Annotated in this window: 14 protein-coding genes and 2 pseudogenes; 7 read left to right on the plus strand and 9 right to left on the minus strand. The window is 43.7% G+C overall.

Annotated elements, in window-relative coordinates; all coding sequences use genetic code 11:
- Positions 1-182: 182 nt before the first annotated feature.
- The 4 genes from ACM0OZ_RS06205 to ACM0OZ_RS06220 form a co-directional block, all read right to left on the minus strand.
- A complete protein-coding gene (locus tag ACM0OZ_RS06205) occupies positions 183-479 on the minus strand; it encodes a hypothetical protein (RefSeq protein WP_414581928.1) in 297 nt (98 codons plus the stop codon).
- Between the two features lie 224 nt (positions 480-703).
- The gene (locus ACM0OZ_RS06210) at positions 704-2,812 is read right to left on the minus strand and encodes a TonB-dependent receptor plug domain-containing protein (RefSeq protein ID WP_414581929.1); all 2,109 of its coding nucleotides are present in this window, start codon (positions 2,810-2,812) and stop codon (positions 704-706) included.
- Positions 2,813-3,578: 766 nt separating this feature from the next.
- Positions 3,579-4,073 (minus strand): N-acetyltransferase family protein, encoded by a 495-nt coding sequence (locus ACM0OZ_RS06215; RefSeq protein ID WP_414581930.1) that lies wholly within the window; start codon positions 4,071-4,073, stop codon positions 3,579-3,581.
- A gap of 181 nt (positions 4,074-4,254) precedes the next feature.
- Entirely contained in the window at positions 4,255-5,424 is a 1,170-nt protein-coding gene (locus tag ACM0OZ_RS06220; RefSeq protein WP_414581931.1) for an RpoD/SigA family RNA polymerase sigma factor, read from the minus strand.
- Positions 5,425-6,630: 1,206 nt separating this feature from the next.
- Between ACM0OZ_RS06220 and priA the strand changes: the two genes are divergently transcribed.
- Complete coding sequence (gene priA, locus ACM0OZ_RS06225; protein WP_414581932.1) at positions 6,631-9,315, plus strand: primosomal protein N'; 2,685 nt, start codon at positions 6,631-6,633, stop codon at positions 9,313-9,315.
- A gap of 277 nt (positions 9,316-9,592) precedes the next feature.
- Here the strand turns inward: priA and ACM0OZ_RS06230 are convergent, their stop codons facing one another.
- Together ACM0OZ_RS06230 and ACM0OZ_RS06235 are read right to left on the minus strand one after the other, a co-directional pair.
- Positions 9,593-10,789: an acyl-CoA dehydrogenase family protein gene (locus tag ACM0OZ_RS06230; protein ID WP_414581933.1), complete on the minus strand. Its 1,197-nt coding sequence runs from the start codon at positions 10,787-10,789 to the stop codon at positions 9,593-9,595.
- A 366-nt stretch (positions 10,790-11,155) separates the two neighbouring features.
- Entirely contained in the window at positions 11,156-11,686 is a 531-nt protein-coding gene (locus tag ACM0OZ_RS06235) for a hypothetical protein (protein WP_414581934.1), read from the minus strand.
- Between the two features lie 405 nt (positions 11,687-12,091).
- Between ACM0OZ_RS06235 and ACM0OZ_RS06240 the strand changes: the two genes are divergently transcribed.
- The 5 genes and pseudogenes from ACM0OZ_RS06240 to ACM0OZ_RS06260 all read left to right on the plus strand — a co-directional run bounded on the left by ACM0OZ_RS06240 (position 12,092) and on the right by ACM0OZ_RS06260 (position 14,620).
- Complete coding sequence (locus tag ACM0OZ_RS06240) at positions 12,092-12,304, plus strand: hypothetical protein (RefSeq protein WP_414581935.1); 213 nt, start codon at positions 12,092-12,094, stop codon at positions 12,302-12,304.
- A 90-nt stretch (positions 12,305-12,394) separates the two neighbouring features.
- Positions 12,395-12,790, plus strand: a pseudogene (locus ACM0OZ_RS06245) (uracil-DNA glycosylase); the annotation flags it as partial.
- 51 nt (positions 12,791-12,841) lie between these two features.
- Positions 12,842-13,516, plus strand: a pseudogene (locus ACM0OZ_RS06250) (hypothetical protein); the annotation flags it as partial.
- A gap of 117 nt (positions 13,517-13,633) precedes the next feature.
- Positions 13,634-14,155 carry a uracil-DNA glycosylase gene (locus ACM0OZ_RS06255; protein WP_414582057.1) on the plus strand — a complete coding sequence of 174 codons (522 nt, stop codon included), beginning with the start codon at positions 13,634-13,636 and terminating at the stop codon, positions 14,153-14,155.
- 195 nt (positions 14,156-14,350) lie between these two features.
- Positions 14,351-14,620, plus strand: coding sequence for a hypothetical protein (locus ACM0OZ_RS06260; RefSeq protein ID WP_414581936.1), 270 nt, complete (start codon positions 14,351-14,353; stop codon positions 14,618-14,620).
- On the opposite strand, the gene ACM0OZ_RS06265 is transcribed toward ACM0OZ_RS06260, so the two are convergent.
- From ACM0OZ_RS06265 to tyrS, 3 genes are all read right to left on the minus strand, one after another.
- Positions 14,524-15,273 (minus strand): hypothetical protein, encoded by a 750-nt coding sequence (locus ACM0OZ_RS06265; RefSeq protein WP_414581937.1) that lies wholly within the window; start codon positions 15,271-15,273, stop codon positions 14,524-14,526. The two genes, ACM0OZ_RS06260 and ACM0OZ_RS06265, sit on opposite strands and share 97 nt — an antisense overlap.
- Complete coding sequence (gene pyrF / locus ACM0OZ_RS06270; protein ID WP_414581938.1) at positions 15,270-15,983, minus strand: orotidine-5'-phosphate decarboxylase; 714 nt, start codon at positions 15,981-15,983, stop codon at positions 15,270-15,272. Before pyrF ends, ACM0OZ_RS06265 begins: the two co-directional genes overlap by 4 nt.
- A 317-nt stretch (positions 15,984-16,300) precedes the next feature.
- On the minus strand, positions 16,301-17,470 hold the full coding sequence (tyrS, locus tag ACM0OZ_RS06275) for a tyrosine--tRNA ligase (protein WP_414581939.1): 1,170 nt from the start codon (positions 17,468-17,470) through the stop codon (positions 16,301-16,303).
- Between the two features lie 170 nt (positions 17,471-17,640).
- Between tyrS and ACM0OZ_RS06280 the strand changes: the two genes are divergently transcribed.
- Positions 17,641-19,566 carry a transglycosylase domain-containing protein gene (locus ACM0OZ_RS06280; RefSeq protein ID WP_414581940.1) on the plus strand — a complete coding sequence of 642 codons (1,926 nt, stop codon included), beginning with the start codon at positions 17,641-17,643 and terminating at the stop codon, positions 19,564-19,566.
- Positions 19,567-19,603: the final 37 nt, after the last annotated feature.

Consider the following 19,603-nt stretch of genomic DNA (forward strand, 5'->3'; position numbering starts at 1 on the left):
GAGTTGCGTTCATGACTTACACCTCACCCCAATAAAGCTGCGCTTTATTTCCCCTCTCCTTACCAAGGAGAGGGGTTAGGGGTGAGGTTTTGACTGCAACGCGCGTATTAGCCTCCAGTTCAGGAGAGGGGTTAGGGGTGAGGTTTTGATCTGCAACGCGCGTATTAACCTCCACTTCTATCCTATTCCCAGGTGGAAACATCTCGCAGCACATCAGGAATTTCTCCTTGAGATAGAGGAAACTCCAGCACAGTTTCTCTAAGCCCCAAATACCTAGACTCGGCGAAGGATAACAGCATCCGCGCCAATGCTAACCAAACCTCAGGTTCGTATTCCCAATCACCATAACGCGAAGCCTTACCCGCAATTGAACGCAGCGCCCAGAAATAACTGTTCCTCACCACGGAACCGCCTTTCTTGTACTCTGGCAGATCCTCGTGGTGCAGAAAAAGTACACTGTTTTCAATTCTGGCTCTCATATCAAGTCCGCTTGAATACTTGTCATTACCCTAACAACCCCACCCTTGTAAAGCTACGCTATGGCTAACGCCACGCTTCGCTATCACGTCCCCTCCCCGCTTGCGGGGAGGGGATTAAGGGGTGGGGTGCAATTAACGTGGAAATCATAACTAATTAGCCGGACATGATATCATAACAGCCATTCTAACGCCAACAGATGTAGAGACGAGCCATGACGCATCTTTTAAATATTAGCCGTTAAACCCAAGCGGAACGTAAACCCAGGGCTATAAATACGGTTGACTCGCTCGTATTGTTCATCTAGTAAATTTTCTAAGTAAACCGTCAACCCCAAATTTCTCGTAACAGGAACGCGAGCGCTAAAATCCAAATTAAAGAAAGATGGCGAGAACTCTGTAATTGTATCTCCCACTCTTGTGTATATGGCTCGACGAGCGCCACCATAATAAGTAGCATACAAATTAGCTTGCCAGCCTCTGTTTTCATAACCAATACCAGCAGAAGCGACAGAGTAGGGAATTAAGCCCAACTGTAACCCTTTTTCTGGTCCTGTTTGTATTTTGGCATCTGTGTATGTGTAGTTGACAAAAGTTGACCATCCAGAACCAATTGTCCACCGTAACGCCGCCTCTAAACCATTGGTATCAACTAACCCGATATTTTGCCATGTTCCTTGTACGACTCCTAAACGATTATCTAAACTACTGCCAAAGTAAGTGAACTGTCCTACTAAATTCTCCAAAAACTTAACATCAACTCCTGCAGTCCAAGATGAGCCAGTTTCTGGTTCTAAATCAGGATTAGGTAGCCATCCATGTACCGTATCATAAACATACAACTGATCCAAACCAGGATTGCGCTGTCCTCCCGCCCAACTTCCCCGCACAGCTAAAGCAGGAACAATATCATATTTAAATCCCACACTAGGATTGAGATAATTCCCAAATTTGCTATCAAAGCTTTGTCTCAAACCCAAATCTACCTGAAAATTATCGCTGATATTTAAACTATTAACTGCAAATAATGCGGTATTCAATAAACTCTCGCTTTCATTTTCATTCAAGGCGACTCGATTAGGAACTGTACTTAATGCATCCCCATTTAAATCTGTGTTTTGTAAATCTAATCCCCAACGCAACTTATAATTTGGAGTGAGTTGCCACGTATGGTCTATTCTAGCTGTATATAATTGTGTATCTAAAGTTCCTGTACGATAAAATTGGTTGCTAGGACCGTAAGTGTTAAAGTAATCTTGGTTATAACCGAATGTGGTTGTGACAACAGAAGTGTTCCCATTACCAAGGCGAGTTTTCCAAGAAAAGCCAATATTTAAATTATCGTGGTCTAGTCGGTCTCTTTGTAAAGGAAAGCCAAAATAAATTAATCCCCGACGACTGCTGAGTGTAGTTACATCTAAACTTAAAGTATTCCTAGGATCTACATCAAAGGCAAAACTGCCAAAGTATGTGCTTCTTGCTGTATCTGCATTAAATAAATATCCTCGCGCATCACGATTTGCTGCACCAACAGGAACGCGGTAACGGTTATCAATAAAAGACCTTTCAAAGCTCAGGTTATATCTTAAAGAGCCAGTTGCACCACCATAGCTTAATTGCTGATTATTGAAATTCAAAGAACCAAATTCCGCCGCCGCATTGAAGCGAGGAACACGGCTACCTTCTTTCGTGATGATATTAACAACTCCTCCAAAAGCTGATGAACCATAAAGAGTAGAAGCTGCACCACTATACAACTCCACTCGTTCAATAGACTCTACAGGAATACTATTTAAATCTGTTGCACCATGATAGGTGTTGACATTGGTGTTAATAGATCTGCCATTAATCAGAAATACAGATTGGTTAATTGAGGCTCCGCGATAGTATGTACCTGTGTGAATATCTGCACCATGACCTGTATCATTGATAGCAAATCCAGGCAATTTTTTCAAAACATCAGATACACTTGTCGCACCCTGTTTTTCAATTTCCTCTTTTTCAATAACATATGTTGGAGTAGATTGAGGAAGGTCATCTTTCTCCCCTGTCACATCTATAATAATGGCATCATCTTCAACTGTGGGTTCTAACTCGTTTGGTGTGGAATTTGGTTCTGGTTTATCAGTTGTTTGTGGCTTTTTAGATGGGGCTGGCGTTTGAGTCAATAATTCTGCACTAGTGTATGGTAGCTTTATTTCATTTAAGTATGGAATTTCTGATGTCTTCTTTATAGAAGTCTTTTTGTAAGCTAAATTATTTTCTTGTGCAAAGGTAACGGAAGCGAAAGCAAAATTAATTAATAAAACTTGAAAAATCAGGAAACTAAATTTCATTTTCTCTCTCACCACAAAAAAACCTTATGACACAGCACCCTAAGCTGTTCCACATAAAAATTGCACCTAATTTTTTGTGATGAGCATCATTAGTCCGCGTGTTTTTACAAACGACTGATGACAAAAGACAACCCTCACTTTAAAACTATGCAATCAATAAGTGTTTTAGCTTAGTAAGAGATTTCGTCACTTTACGGGTCATCAGAAAAATTGTCAAAAGACAAGGTGTAAAACTTCCTCAAAAGAAAAATATGTAGTATCCTGGTAGAGGAAGCAAATTCATAAATTTATCTCACGCAAATACACAAAGACAAAGGTTCTCTTTGCAACGCCAGAGCCGGCACGAGGGAAACCCTCCTGCAGCGCTGGGTCGCCTTTGCGTGAGCTACTTCTAGCCTTTGTCGGTTTGTTCCACCACGTATGCTGCTACATTTTCAAGTAGCATTTTATCCATGAGCCAACCTTAGTCTTCGCCTAGCGTCTGTGTTAGGAAACACCAAGGTTCTTTGAAATACTTTCACCCGCTGAAGTTAGGAATTTGCTTTAACGTGAGTTCGATAGATGATGAAGAACCCCGCTTCCATTCCTCTCCCCGAAGCGGGGAGAGGCTTAAAAAGCCTATTCTTTCGTACGTGCGTTGCGGATTTTTTGCCCCTTCCCTTGTAGGGAAGGGGTTGGGGTTAGGTTTCGTCGAACTCACGTTGCTTTAGCTTGATGTAAATACTTAAATTAGAATGCAGATTTTATGAATTTTGTCAATTTATTTCTATCCCTGACAACCTAATTTGCTCAGCGCTTGATCAGTAACGCGACAAATTCGCCAATCATCTAAGATAGTGGCTCCCATACGGCGATAGAATGCGATCGCTGGTTCGTTCCAATCCAACACACTCCACTCTAACCTTCCACAACCCCGTTCTACAGCTATCTGCGCTATTTTGGTGATCAGTTCTCTGCCAATACCTTGTTGTCGATATTCTGGTAAAACAAACAAATCTTCTAGGTAAATTCCTGGTTTTGTCAAAAATGTTGAATAATTATGAAAAAATAGGGCAAACCCCACAGCTTGCCCTGTATATTCTGCTAATATTGCTTCTACGTATATGGGGGAGCCAAATAGATGCTCCTGTAGTGCCACAGCATCACCAGTGACGGCATGAGATAATTTTTCGTACTCTGCCAGCGCTTTAATTAATTTAAACAATACATTGCAATCGGCTGGTTCAGCAAAACGCAAAATTAAATCGCTACGCGAAGTCATTAGTTATGAGTCATGAGTTGTTAGTCATTAGTCATTAGTCCATATTTTATAGTGGATAGTCAATAGTCATAAGTTTTTTAACTCTAAAACGCCAGTTGTCTACAGACGGAAACTCTCCTGTAGCGCTGGTTGCTCTTGAGTATTGACTGTTAACTGTTGACTGTTAACTGTTGACTGTTGACTATACAAGCCACCCCTTTAAGCGTTTGGCGATGTGAGGACGCCGCAACTTCCGCATAGCTTTGCTCTGAATTTGGCGAACTCGCTCGCGGGAAAGATTAAACATAGTGCCAACTTCTTCCAAGGTACAGGGTTCGCTGGTAATTAAACCGTACCGCAGAGAGATGACGTCTTTTTCCCGTGGAGTGAGTACGTCACCTAAGACTTCCCAAATCTCCTGGCGCATCATGCTTTCGTTCATTTTCGCCTCTGGAGAGAGGTTATCTTCATCTTCTAGCAAATCCATCAATTCCGTGTCTTCTTCTTTACCAACACGGTGGTTGAGGGAAAGTGCTTGTCGTCGTAGTTGTTGCAGCTGGCGTAGTTGTGGCGCGGGAATTTCCAAAGCTTCCGCCATTTCTTCTTCGGTAGGATTGCGCCCTAATCTCTGTTTGAGTTCGCGTTGCGCTTTTTTAAGTTTGTTAAGTTTTTCAACAATATGAATGGGCAAGCGAATTGTCCGGGCATCGTTGGCTATAGCCCGTGTAATTGCTTGTCTAATCCACCAATAGGCATAAGTAGAAAACTTATATCCTTTATCTGGGTCAAATTTTTCCGTAGCACGATTTAACCCCATTGCTCCTTCTTGAATTAAATCTAGAAAAGGAACTCCGCGATTTAAATATCGTTTAGCAATAGATACTACCAACCGTAGGTTAGAGCGAATCATTTTACGTTTTGCGACTCGCCCTTGATACAAGCGATGTTCTAGTTGTTTTTCTGTCATCCCCAAATGGGAAGCGACAGTTGCCTTATTCGCTTGATCTCCTAGTTGTTCAGACAAGGAAGCTTGTAATTCTCTAATTTCCTCTAAAAACCGGACTCTCCGCGCTAATTCCACCTCTTCATCTGGCTTTAGCAAGGGGTACCGAGCCATTTCTTTAAAAAAAGCGCCGACGGCATCATCATACTCGGTTTTGTTATATCCCGAGGGACGAGCCGCCGCCATTTGATCTCCTGCGCGATCTTCGGCTTCCAGATTTTCTACAACAATTGGGGCTTCTTCATCTGCCACTGCATCTAACGTGATAAATAATTCTTCATTATCAGCAGCACTTCCCATTGTTTCCATTGTTCCCAAGTCAGCAATATTCATAGTTTCCTTCAGGGATTGTTGCTCTGTTTGGTACATAATTAGTGACAGCTGCTCTGCAAAAATGCTTGGTGGTTTTTCTGAGGGACAAATACACCCGCTGAATCATAGAATACGGGCCTTTGTCCACAATTTATGTGAGTTTGATCAACGTTATCTATACTGTTATTACAGGAATTTCCCGCTTTGGCAAAAGTGTCTTAGGCTAAGGACTGTAAAGATGTTTGGAAGGTGACTTACCATAGGCTGGGATCAAGGCATAAGAATGAAAAAATAGGGAACACTGGCAGACAATCCCCGCTTCATTTATTCTTGGGGTTTATTCATACTTCATCCTTAACACTTAAACCTCAGTTGACTTCAGCTGTCGGTTCCAGATAGATACTGTTCTTAACTAATCCTGGTAATTGCACCTGATAAACATTCTCTCAGACTGCCAACATATATTTTCCTCTTTTTTTCTTAATTAAAAAATATTTCACACCCTCCTCAATTAAAATTGCCCTATTTTAACAAATATAAAAACTTCATTTGTCTGTCTCCAAAACCTTAAATATTCATGTAATTTTCTAAATTTTTGACTTTTTATGCCTTGGTAGTCGCTTAATGTATCTGAGTTTTGATAGTGGGGTTATGCATCGCTGTTGAGCTTTCCCCTGTATAAGGAATTTGGCAAGTAAAAAGTTTAGCAATGTATTCTCCTGATAAAGGATCTCACATACTTACAGCGTAGAATATCTATCAATGGGCGGAAAAGGCTTATTCCCTATTTAGTAATCAATTTAGTAATCAGAGAAAATATTCTGAAAAAAGCAGCTATTGTCTCATTTCGTTGAGTAGACATTATTTATTGCCTTCTCCAGTTAGGAGTAATTTTCTGCAGAATTACCTAAGACGAAACTTATCAAGTATTATGTCTTATGACAGTATTGCCAATTACATTTTTTGTTAACGGATGCATACAGTTAGAGTTGAGGAAACTTGGTTAAGATAGACAAACTGGTTTATCAGTGCTGAGTCCTAAGCCCTGAGTTATGATCCAATCCCTATGGATGAATCCAGGGGATAGAACAAGGAAAAATTTTTCTTTTTCTCCAAGAATCAATTCACGGGCTTCTCGGTATTTTTTTAAGGGCTTGAGTACTCTGGAGGATAGAAAACAAAAAGGGGATATCTAAGCACTCGGCACTTGGCACTTAGGACTGTTTTGGTAAGAGAAATATCTGTTCTATTAATTTAGAAACTATGTACATGAATGGCGTTAGTTTGCCCCCTTTGGTAGTTGCCCAAGCTGGAGAATCGTACCAGTCAGGAAGAACTGAAAATCGTTGGATTGAAGTGCTAGTAGACTGTCCGGGAACTTCAGGACTGTACACCTATCGGCTAAGCGATCAGTTGGAAGTAAAACCAGGGGATATTTTAAGTGTGCCATTTGGTACGCAACAGCTAGGAGGAATCGCCATTCGTTTTCTAACACAACCTCCAGCCGATCTACCACTAGAAAAAGTTCGGAATGTAGAAGATGTCGTTAGTGTAGGCTTTTTTCCCTCGACTTATTGGGAACTTTTGAATCGAGTTGCAGCATACTACTACACACCCCTGATTCAAGTTATACGTGTCGCTTTACCACCCGGTTTGTTAGGGCGATCGCAGCGTCGCATCCGCCTTATTAGAAAGGACAAGCCGACACTCTCCCTATCCTCCTCATCTCCCTCATCCTCCTCATCTCCCTTATCTCCCTCATCCCCCGTACCCTTCCTCTCCCCAGCAGCGCAGCAAATTCTGGAACTTTTACAAGCGCAAGCAGATGGAGATTACAGCTTCGCCTACCTGCAACGCCAAGTAAAAGCAGCTTACCGGGGTGTCCGGGAGTTGCAGCAACGGGGTTTAGTGGAAAGTTATTTAGAACCCCCACGACCAACTCGACCAAAACAGCAAAAAGCAGTCACACTTATAGGCAGTACATCTGACAGTGACTTAACCACTCGCCAGCGAGAAGTTTTGGAAGTGCTGCGGAGGCGCGGCGGCGAGTTGTGGCAAACTGAACTGTTACAAGTTTGTAACACAAGTACATCCATTCTTAAGACGTTAGAACAAAAGGGGTATATCGTCATCCAAGACCGAGAAGTCTTACGAACTCCTCCTGTGTTCCCCCCACTTACAGATGGAACGCAAGGGGGTTTGCTAGCATTGGAACAGACAAAAATACTAACACCAGCTCAATCGCAAGCGTTAGGGGTCATTACCCATCTAGATGGATGTGCTACGGTACTCTTGCATGGTGTCACAGGTTCTGGAAAAACAGAGGTGTATTTGCAAGCAATAGCCCCTCTACTAGCGAAAGGCAAGTCTGCTCTCGTCTTAGTGCCAGAAATTGGACTCACACCCCAGTTAACTGACCGTTTCAGCGCTCGTTTTGGAAACAAAGTCAGCGTTTACCACAGCGCCCTTTCAGACGGTGAACGTTACGATACCTGGCGGCAAATGTTGACAGGAGAAGCCCAAGTTGTTATAGGGACGCGAAGTGCAGTTTTCGCCCCTCTACCAAACTTGGGCTTAATAATATTGGATGAAGAACACGACAGCAGCTTTAAGCAAGATTCTCCCATCCCCACCTACCACGCCCGCACCGTCGCCCAATGGCGAGCCGAGTTAGAAAACTGTCCTTTGGTGCTAGGTTCGGCAACTCCTTCACTAGAGACGTGGGTAAGTGTTTGCAAAGCAGGGGGAGTAGAAGAAGACACGGAAGACAAGGGAGAAAATATTTCCTTGTCCCCCTCATCTCCCTCATCTCCCTCATCCCCCTCATCCCCCTCATCCCCCTCATCCCCCTCATCTCCCCCCACTCACTACCTCTCCCTCCCCGATCGCATCTATTCCCGTCCTCTACCTCCTGTAGAAGTTGTGGATATGCGGCAAGAATTGCAGTTAGGAAATCGTTCTATCTTTAGTCGTTCCTTGCAACAAGCTTTGCAGCAACTGCAAGAACGCCGTCAGCAAGGAATTTTATTTATCCATCGTCGGGGGCATAGCACATTTGTCTCTTGTCGCAGTTGTGGATATGTCCTAGAGTGTCCCAACTGTGATGTGTCGCTGGCTTATCACCACACAGAGGAGAATGCGCCACAAATACTACGGTGTCATTACTGTAACTTTGTGCGATCGCATCCCCAAAACTGCCCCGAATGCAGTTCTCCATACTTGAAATTTTTCGGCAGTGGTACCCAACGAGTCACGCAGGAGTTAGCAAAACAGTTTCCCGAATTGCGCTGCATCCGCTTTGATAGCGATACCACCCGTACAAAGGGAGCGCACCGTATTCTTCTGACTCAGTTTGCGAACGGTGAAGCAGATTTGTTAGTCGGTACGCAAATGCTCACCAAAGGATTGGATCTGCCTCAAGTCACACTTGTGGGTGTTGTGGCTGCTGACGGGTTGCTGCATTTATCAGACTATCGCGCTAGCGAACGGGCATTTCAAACCCTAACACAAGTTGCTGGACGTGCTGGTAGAGGAGAAGAGCCAGGAAGAGTGATTATCCAAACATACACCCCAGAACATCCTGTGATTGAAGCAGTGCAAAATCACAATTATCAGTCTTTCATAGATATCGAATTGGAACAAAGGCAAGCACTCAATTATCCTCCCTACGGACGATTGATTTTATTGCGCTTAAGCAGTACCGAGGCAATCCAAGTGGAAAATACGGCACAAATCATAGCAGCTAGTTTGCCTCAACATGAGGGGTTAGACATTTTGGGACCAGCACCAGCTAGTGTTTTACGGGTAGCGAATCGTTACCGCTGGCAGATATTGCTAAAATTTGCGCCCCATGCCTTGCCACAGTTGCCAGATTGGGAGGAAGTGCGTAAACTTTGTCCTCAGTCTGTCAGTTTAACAATTGATATTGACCCATTAAATATGATGTGAATAAGCGTGTTTCCTAGAAACTCTGCTGATATCAAGTTGATTTAATTGCTTGTAATTCCCTCTGAACCCCACCCCGGTTTTGTCTTGCGCCAAAACTCCCCTCCCCGCCTGCGGGGAGGGGATTAAGGGGTGGGGTTCAGACATCGTGGGAATCATAATTAATTAACTGAATCAGTACTGGGTTTGGGACACTTTTCTCTTATTGACGTATTCCCCTTGCCTAGAAAGGTTTTCAGCCACTTTTGATTCCAGAAAGTTTCAAAGTCCCATTAAACCCTTACAAACAGTTAACAAGCCCAAGACGCAAAACTTCTCGCGTGAAGTCACATGAGTATCCAATAGAGGCATCCGCAAGAAATTTACCCGCTTGGGACTCCTTGGTTACTCCATAGCCACCCAAAATTTCCATTGCTGTTTGCGCGTTTTTGATTGCCACATCCACAGCAAAAGTCTTAGCTGCTGGTGCCTTAACCATCGCAGCGAGTTGGGGATTAGTGTCTGCGGTATAAGCTGCGTCCCATACCGTTAATCGCGCAGCTTGAGTGTTTATCATCATATCAGCCAGCTTCAAAGCTACTGCCTGATGCTGAATAATTGGACGCCCCCAACTGACGCGCTTTTTAGCATAATCTAGGGCATATTCATAAGCAGCCCGAGCTAAACCCACATAAGAAGCTGCAAGTCCAATAGCCACTTCAGGAAGCAACATCAGGAGTTTTGCCGCTTCCCCCTCTTGCCCAAGGAGATTTTCTGCGGGTACTCTGACGTTATCAAGATGAATGGACGCATGATGCGAGGGTTTCCAGCCAATCATCTCGGTGCGCTTGCCAAATTTAAGACCTGGAGTATTTGCTGGCACGTAGAATATGGACATACTCTCGCCCAATGGCTTATCGAGAGCTGTACGTGCAATGATAAAATATGCATCGGCGATGCCAGCATTTGTCACTAACGATGACTTTTCACCATTCAGGATGTATGCATCACCATCGCGTTGTGCAAAGGTCTTAATTCCGATGTTGGCATCTGGTAGCGGACAGAACAAATCTGAGGTTGCGACGTTTGGCTCACTCTCCGCAGCGCTATACAAGTGAGGTTCTCCAGAAAGGACGTGCGATAATATCCGCTTTTGCTGTTCGCTTGTTCCAGCCCTACTTACAAAAAGCGACATCGCCGCCGTCAAATTGAAGTAGCTAGACGCAATGCTGGAATCAGCAGCACCCAGTTCTTCCAGAACCAAAACAAGGTCTACACATTTTCCTCCCAAACCACCGTACTCTTTTGGAAGCAACAATGACGTGAATCCTAGTTCGGTTCCTTTGCGGAACACACTTTGACAGAAATCCCAAGGTTCAAGCTCTGGATTATTAGATTCCTCAATAATTTGAACAATAGGCTTAATCTCTCTTTCGGCAAAGTCACGCGCTTTTGACTGCAACATCCGCTGTTCGGGAGTGAGGCTGAAGTCAATCATGATTTGTTCTTCCTTCGTCGTTGGATGTTCACCGACGCCATAACTAGGAGCAGTTTGAAATTTGCATTTCCAGCAACATGATCACTGCAGCCACATGAAAATATGGCATCTAGTTAACTATCCTATAGCTCCTGAAGTGGTATAAAAATGTTGTCTACAACTCTATAATCTCAGTTTGATGAGTTAATTAACAATACGAAAGTTCTTGTTGTACAAGTATTTCAGGTTTTGTAAGAGTCATTGAGTCAATGATAATAAGATAAAAAGATGTCAAAATTACAGATAAAAAAATCAACAGTGTTAACCCCCCTATAGGGGATTAACACAAAAGATTTGGTTCTAATAGCCAGAATGAGCAGCACTGGGCTAAGCGCGATCGCGTTCCAAATCATAAATCACTTTCTCTACATACCAGTTAACCGACCTATTAGGATTTTTCATTTTGACTTTGGATAAAAGGCGGTTTGCGGCATCCCAATCATTATGCAAAAGTCTCAGGAGTTTCTGTTGAAGCCTAGGACTTGCTTGCTTAAGGAGAATCGTATCTGCTTTGCTCTGTTGGCTGATTTTAGTAATAGAGCGATTATTGCCTTTTTGTGTACTGAGAGTAACTACAACAGCAACACTACCAAGTACGAATAGACCTAACATTATCCCTGTTGGATCTATTGGTTCTACCACTTCTAAACTATCACTAGAGTCTGGAAAATCTATTGACGCTTGAGTATTAGTCAATTCAGTATGAGCATTAGCTATTACATCTGTGACTACTAAATTTAATGGGCTAGCTTTGAGTGTCTGATTAACAACGCTTTCCGGTGAACTTAATAGACTGCCATTCACTTGCGTGTTAAAAACAGTAGCTATGACAGCACCGACAGTTAAAAATTTCAACATTAATAGTCATCAACCCCTTTGTATCGACTCACGTAATTGAAGTTGATATTTATGGACAACATACTTTTAGTTTGAGGTGCAAATATGACAGAAAGATGTCAAAAGAAGAAGCCAGAATATGTCCTGCGGACACGCTACCCGTGCCTTCACCCGGTGGGAGCTTACGCTAATGCGCAGCTCCTCCGGAGCAGGCACAGAATTCAGGAGTCAGAATGCATTCTTCGTGAGGGCTTGAATCCTCAAATCATCCGCCACTCTAAAGAATTCTTACGCATAAACTTTTCTGCTCCATGTCATCTTGCTTAAGTATTATTACTCAAGGACTATTAAGCAGATAAGTATTTGCTGTAAAACCAAGACTTAATCGAGCGATAATAGTATACACAGATCAAAATACTATAAAATATGTTATCAACTACTTCTGCTTGTTGTGCTGTCACCCTTAATCAACAACAAGAGCAAAATATTCAATACCATAAAACGCAGTGTACTGATAAAACACGATGTGCTAATGAGCCAGCTAATAATGGTAAAAGCACGTCTAAAAAGTGCACTGTTGTGGAAAATGGTCGTGTTGTTGTTAAACCAGTACAAACACAACTTCAACAAGATTCTTGATTCAATATCCGTAATAGAGTTAGGTTGACCCACACTCTTGAGAAAACCCAGACGTTATAGCTTGCACTTGCGCTAATATTAAAAATTTTCATGAGCAACGAACAACTCAGCCTCTTTGAGGAGTCAAACTTTGACTCAAACGACCAAAAAGAGCTAATTCCCACAAATGCTAAAATTCCCATCCCTCCTGGAACCTATGCCAGTATCACTGAAGTTGCACAGCATTGCAACCAGTGTCACCGTTGTGGATTGGGAGACACACGCACTCATGCCGTTGTTGGACGTGGCAATCTTAAAGCACCAATCATGGTTGTGGGCGAAGCACCAGGTCAAAATGAAGACGAAACTGGGTTGCCATTTGTGGGAAAGGCAGGACAGTTGCTGGAGAAAATTTTGGCATCTGTTAAGTTAGATACTGAAAAAGATGTTTACATTAGTAACATCAATAAATGCCTTGACGGTTACACCCAAGTTTTTACAAAAGATGGTGTTAAACGACTTAACTGGATTGTAAAAAACCAGTGGTCAGGTGAAGTTTTGAGTGTTGATAACGATGGTAGTCTTGTTTGGAAAAAAGTCACTGGTTGGTACAGATCAAGGCTAGCAGGAAGACCTCTCTACAAAGTGTCTTTCAAAAATGGCAAATTAAATAATAAAGGTGAAGTAGGCTACGTTGCTACGGGTGACCATCAGGTTCTCACCCAAAGAGGTTGGATTAGTGTTGAAGAATTAAGGGATGATGATTTAGTTGCCACTGGCACACCTGCGCCTGGGCAAAGAGGTCTACAAATTTTACTTGGTTCTTTGTTAGGTGATGCTTGTATTAGTGCCAATGGTCAATTTATAGAAAATCACAGTGATAAGCAAGAGGCTTACTTAAAGCTGAAAGCAAGAGTATTACATGGATTTAGACCGCAGTTGAGAGAGTATTTGGCGAAGACTCAGAATGGCGCTAGTCACGCATCTATTACCATGGGATTGGCAAAAACTTATTATCTGCATGACCTGCGTCAAGAATGGTATCCTAACGGAAAAAAAGATTTTCCTAGTGCAGCATTAGAAAAGTTAGACGGTTTTGGTTTAGCCATTTGGTATATGGATGATGGCTATTGGAGAAGAAAAACTAAAGAAGGAAAAATAAGGAAACCTATTGACGTTGAAATTGCTTTAGGAGACGTTACAAAAGAAACTGTTGAAACAGTTATTAAGTTTTTTGCAAGCAAAGGTTATCAAACTTATGCTGTTTTTAGGTCTACTTGGAGACTCTGTTTTAGATATGGAGAAGGAATCAGATTTTTAGAGCATATTGCCGAATATGTTCCTTTCTCTATGCGGTACAAATTGCCAGAGGAACTTCATTCAATTCCATATAATTTGGAAGCCTACCAGGAAGAAGCAGTCATAACTTACTGGAAACCAGTTAATAAAAGGCTCTTACCACCAAAGTCTGATTCTTATCTGGTGTACTGTATTGACGTTGAAGATACAGCCAATTTTGTGACACCCGCAGGCGTTGTACATAATTGCCGTCCCCCTGGTAACCGAGTTCCCACCACTGAAGAAATGGAGGCTTGCAAACCCTATTTGTTGGAACAAATTCGTCTGGTTGACCCAAAAATCATTCTTTTGGCAGGTGCAACGGCTGTAAAAGGATTAACTGGTGATAAACGCGCAATTAGTAAAATTCGCGGACAGTGGCTCGAGTGGGACGGGCGGTTGTGTATGCCGATTTTTCACCCGTCTTATTTGCTACGTAACCAATCTCGTGAAGTCGGCAGCCCGAAATGGTTGATGTGGCAAGATGTACAAGCTGTGCGTGCCAAGTTTGATGAAATCCAGAATAACCACTAGCTAGCAAGCATCAGTTATTTTACTAAAAGACTGGTAGAAAATCCGGAATGCTGTCGCTTCACTTGGTAGGTAACTGTATTCCTATTTAGGAATACAGTTTTTCCAGTAGCTAATAACCCTCAGTCCAAAAATATTCGCCAATTTAGGGCAGATGGTTGAGCCTGGAGTCACGTACTACTGCCAAGGAGAAAGCTTATGTTGGGCTGGTTCTTCATCTTATTTATAGTTGTGCTAGTGGTGCTAATTCTTAAAGTTCCACGCAGTTCATTTAGAGGTGGTAAACGCAAATCTCGTAACCGTTCTTCTCTTGGTAGCAGCTACAGTGGTTGGTACGGTGGCGATACTGGAGGATATGACAGCGGTAGCAGCTATGACTCTGGCGGCGGTTGCGACGGTGGTGGAGGCGGTTTTGATGGCGGTGGCGGCGGTGGCGGCGGTTGTGATGGTGGCGGTGGCGGCTTTTGACGCGAGTCTTCCAAATTCCTATAACGCACACGCACGCTTCCCGCTTGACAATCTCGCAACCAAGCATTAATTGCTTGAGCAATGTCACCATTACTACTATCCCGTGGTGGTGTAGGCGGTTGGTTCTTTGGATGCAAACCAGTTTGAGAATACATCATCACAAAACGCCAATCACTCTTTGTTTTTGTTAAAAACAACCAGTGGAATTGCTGCAATTGAACTGGCTTGCCAGCAGTGTACTGTCGCTCTAAAGTTGTAAAAAAGACTTGTTCTACTCCAACTGACGCCGTTTTCAGGGAATCTGTGGTGTATCCGCTAGGGTTAAGAGGCAGCGGTGCAAACTCAGGTCTTCCCGCGACTACCATATAACTGTAAACGTCAGTTGCCCTGCTTAAACGACGGGCGCGTTGACTGGCGCGATTGGCATAACTCGGTAAATCTCGCAACAGCCCAGTTGTTAAAGCTTCTAGATTTTGATTAGCGCAAGAAGACTTCTTCCCACCAATGGTTTCCCTCTGGGCTTGTGGTGAGGGGTTGGAGGTGAGGTTCTTCGCTTTTGCTGGGGTATCCAAGGCATTTGATAATAACAGCCAGAAGCCACAACCAAGAAGCCACAAGCTTTTATTTTTCTTTTTGATGACTCCTGACTTCATGTCACTAATTCTTCAATAATCCTCTTCCAGGCTAACTCTGGATTGGGATCTGCGGTGATGGGACGCCCAATGACGAGGTAATTTGCTCCTGCTTTGAAGGCTTGTGCAGGAGTGAGCGATCGCGCCTGATCACCTTTCTCAGCCCAAGCTGGGCGTACTCCCGGACAAACCAGCAAAAAATCATCTCCACTTGTTTGTCGCAATTGTGCCACTTCTTGGGGTGAGCAAACCGCTCCATCAAAGCCCATTTCTTGAGCCATCAAAGCCATCTGTTGAGCATATTCTGGTAATTCTAGAGGAATTTTCAAATCAAACGCTAGCTGCCTGGAAGAAATACTTGTCAACAGGGTAATGGCAATTAACTTTGGTGGTTTCACACCCGCATCTGTTGCTCCTGCATATGCTGCCTCAGTTGCTGCTTTTAAGGCATCTTTACCAGATGAAGCATGAATTGTCAACAAATCAACGCCGTAACGAGCAGCCGCACGGGTAGCACCAGCAACGGTGTTGGGGATGTCATGAAACTTCAAATCCAGGAAAATACGTTTTTGCCGAGATTTTAGCACCTCCAGAATTTTTGGTCCTGTGCTTGTGAATAACTCCAAGCCAACTTTCCAGAAAGTAACTGATTCAAGTCGTTCGATGAGGGCGATCGCCGCCTGCTCATCTGGTACATCTAGAGGTACGATAATTCGCTCTTTTATATTCATTAAGCCTCTGGCAAAAGTCAAGAATAAGAAAAATCAAACCACAGATTAACACTCATGGAACACTAGTTAATTATCTGTGTCCATCTGGAGGACACTGCGTTGCGGGGGTTCCCCCCGTTGAAGCAAGTGTCCGTTGTCCATCTGTGGTTCTAAATCTCTTTTTATGATTTTTTAACACAAGGGGCGCAGTGCCTAGTACAGAGCGGCGTAAATAGGGCAACCATTTAAAATCCCTAAAAAGCCCATTCCATAATACTTTTGACTTTTGACTTTTGAATGCGTGACTTCCGCCTTGCGGTACTAGCACCCCCATTTCATTAAGGTATCAGTCGGACAAACTTATTTTTCCCCAGTTGCAAAACTCGTCCGTGCAATTCACTCTTGTCAGCGAAAGTGGTGTCAACATCGGTGATGCGATCGCCATCGAGGCGCACTCCACCTTCTTGGATTTTCCGCCTGCCTTCCCCACTACTTTTGCACAAGCCACTGACATTCAGGATGTAGGCTAGCTTTGCTGGAAACTGGACGACCGCTAGGGAAAATTCTGGAACGTCACCTGCCTCAATGTCCTTAACAGCTTGTTCACCATGATACTGCTTAACAATTTCCTGTGCTAGGAGTTTTTGGCGATCGCGTGGATTATCTGGCAGCTTCTCTAATGGTAAATCCGTAAGCAGTGTAAAATAATCTTTCAGCAAATGGTCTGGAACTTGTTGCAGCTTTTGATATTTTTGGGTTGGATGTTCAGATAAACCCACATAATTACCTAGAGACTTGGACATTTTTTGTACACCATCCAAGCCAATCAAAATTGGCAGCAGCAGCCCATACTGAGGCTTTTGCCCAAAATGGCGCTGTAAATCACGCCCTACGGCAATGTTAAACTTTTGATCAGTCCCTCCTAATTCCACATCTGCTTCAATGGCGACAGAATCATAGCCTTGCATCAACGGGTACAGGAACTCATGAAGGAAAATAGGATTCTCTTTTTTATAGCGCTCCGCAAAGCCCTCTTTAGCCAGCATCTGCCCCACTGTCATTGTAGAGAGTAACTCTAAAATTTTGCCCAAGTCTAGCTTAGACAGCCATTCGGAGTTGTAACGCACCTCCAACCTACCTGGTGTATCAAAATCTAAAATAGGTCGCACTTGGTCAAGATAAGTTTGGGCGTTTTTCGCCACATCTTCTTCTGTAAGTTGGCGGCGTACCTCAGATTTGCCTGTCGGATCGCCAATGCGAGCGGTAAAATCACCAATAATGAGTACTGCCGTATGACCAGCATCTTGAAACGCTCGCAGTTTTCGCACTGGTATGCTATGACCTAAATGAATATCCGCACCTGTAGGATCAATACCTAATTTAACCCTTAAAGGTCGGTCAGTTATTGTCAAACGCTTTTCTAGACTTTCAATTTCACTTTCAGAATCAGTAGGTTGTGGGAAAATTTCAACAACACCACGACGCAACCAAGAAAAATCTTGGGTCATACTACTAGGAGATTGACTGTTTACGCTTTGCACTATCAAAGTAGGATTGGTTATGGTCACTGACAATTTGTATTACTTTCATCTGCCAACCTAATATAATTGCAAAAAATTAGCCGCCTTGCTTACCAAGACATTACACTTATATTTACAAGTGAGGAAGTGAAATCGCCGTGTCGTCCAGGACTTTTGAAAATAAGCAGCCCCAACCTCAGCCAGCTACGTCGGGTTTTGAGTTTTTCAAAGGAGTAGGTCAGGTAACTGGCGGTACTCTACTATCCGTCACTATGCTGGCAAGTTCTATTGTAGCGGGAGGACTGGTTGGCTTAGCCGTTAGTTTCCGCAATTTGCCTGATGTTAGACAGTTACGCAGCTTCTTGCCATCAGAAACGACTTATATCTATGACCTCAAGGGCAAACTGTTGACAAGTATCCACGGAGAAGCCAACCGTGAGGTCATACCCTTGAATAGAATTTCTCCAGATCTCAAACGAGCAGTACTGGCGAGTGAAGACAGCGACTTTTATTATCACCACGGCATTAATCCTAAAGGCGTTGGACGTGCAGTAGTCACCAACTGGGCAGCAGGTGGCGTGCGTGAGGGTGGTTCAACCATCACCATGCAGTTGGTGAAAAACCTTTTCTTGTCTCACAAGCGTGCCGTTACCCGTAAGATAGCCGAGGGAGTACTGGCAATTCGCTTGGAGCAAATTCTCAGCAAAGACCAAATTTTGGAAATGTACCTCAACCAAGTTTATTGGGGTCATAACAACTATGGCGTACAAACAGCAGCACGGAGTTACTTTAATAAGTCTGCCGAAAACTTAAACTTGGCTGAGTCGGCGATGATGGCTGCTTTGATCCAAGCGCCAGAAGACTATAGCCCGTTCATTCATATGAACAAGGCAAAAGAGCAGCAGAAAATAGTTTTGGGGCGGATGAAGGATTTGAACTGGATCACGCAACAAGAGTACGACAACGCCCTCAAACAACCAATCAAACTGGGTAAGATTAGGTCATTCCAAGGCAGCGCTTTACCTTATGTAACAAACGCCGTAGCCCAAGAAATAGCGAAAAAATTTGGTCGTGAAGCGCTGCTCAAGGGTGGGATGCGAATTCAAACCACAGTTGATACCGACTTCCAACGGATGGCGGAGGCAACAGTCAGTAAGTGGCATAATAGACTACGTGGGCAAGGGTTATCTAAAAACCAAATTGCTCTAGTTGCAGTTGACCCGCGCACCCATTTTGTCAAAGCACTGGTGGGTGGTGTAGATGCTAAAACCAGCGAATTCAACCGCGCAACTCAAGCATTTCGCCAACCTGGCTCTGCTTTTAAGCCGTTTGTTTACTACGCTGCCTTTGCAACTGGTAAATATGGACCAGAGTCAACAGTGTACGATACCCCTGTGAGCTATCGCGATGGTGATGGTTGGTATCATCCGCGAAACTACGATGGTGGCTATGGGGGAGCAATGTCAATTCGTACCGCTCTCAAGCTATCTCGTAATATTCCGGTTATTAAGCTTGGCAAGGCTGTGGGGATGAATAAGGTTGTCGAAACCTGCCGCACCTTGGGTATTATGAGTCCGATGGAACCTGTGACTTCTCTACCTTTAGGTGCTATTGGTATGACACCGTTGGAAATGGCAGGTGCTTATGCGACCTTTGCCAATTATGGCTGGCAGTCGCCAACGACGATTATTGCTCGTGTGACTGATAGTAGTGGCAACGTGTTGCTTGACAACACACCCAAACCGCAGCAAGTTCTCGATCCTTGGGCGTCAGCAGCAGTTGTTGATACGATGCGCTCTGTCATTAATGATGGTACTGGTAAAAATGCTGCAATAGACCGCCCAGCAGCAGGTAAGACAGGAACAACTTCCTCGGAGAAGGATATTTGGTTTGTCGGTACCGTACCCCAATTAACAACTGCTGTTTGGGTAGGTCGGGACGACAACAGAACTTTGGCGAGTGGTGCGACGGGCGGCACTATGGTTGCTCCTATCTGGCGCGATTTTATGTTGAGGGCGCTTAAGGGTGTACCTGTGGAGAAGTTTAAGTCGCCTTATCAGTTTCCTCGCCCAAAATCAAATTAGAGTTATAAATTAGGAGTTCTAAGTTGATTCAGAACTC

Source organism: Scytonema sp. PCC 10023 (assembly GCF_963920835.1).
Classification (GTDB): domain Bacteria; phylum Cyanobacteriota; class Cyanobacteriia; order Cyanobacteriales; family Nostocaceae; genus Kalymmatonema.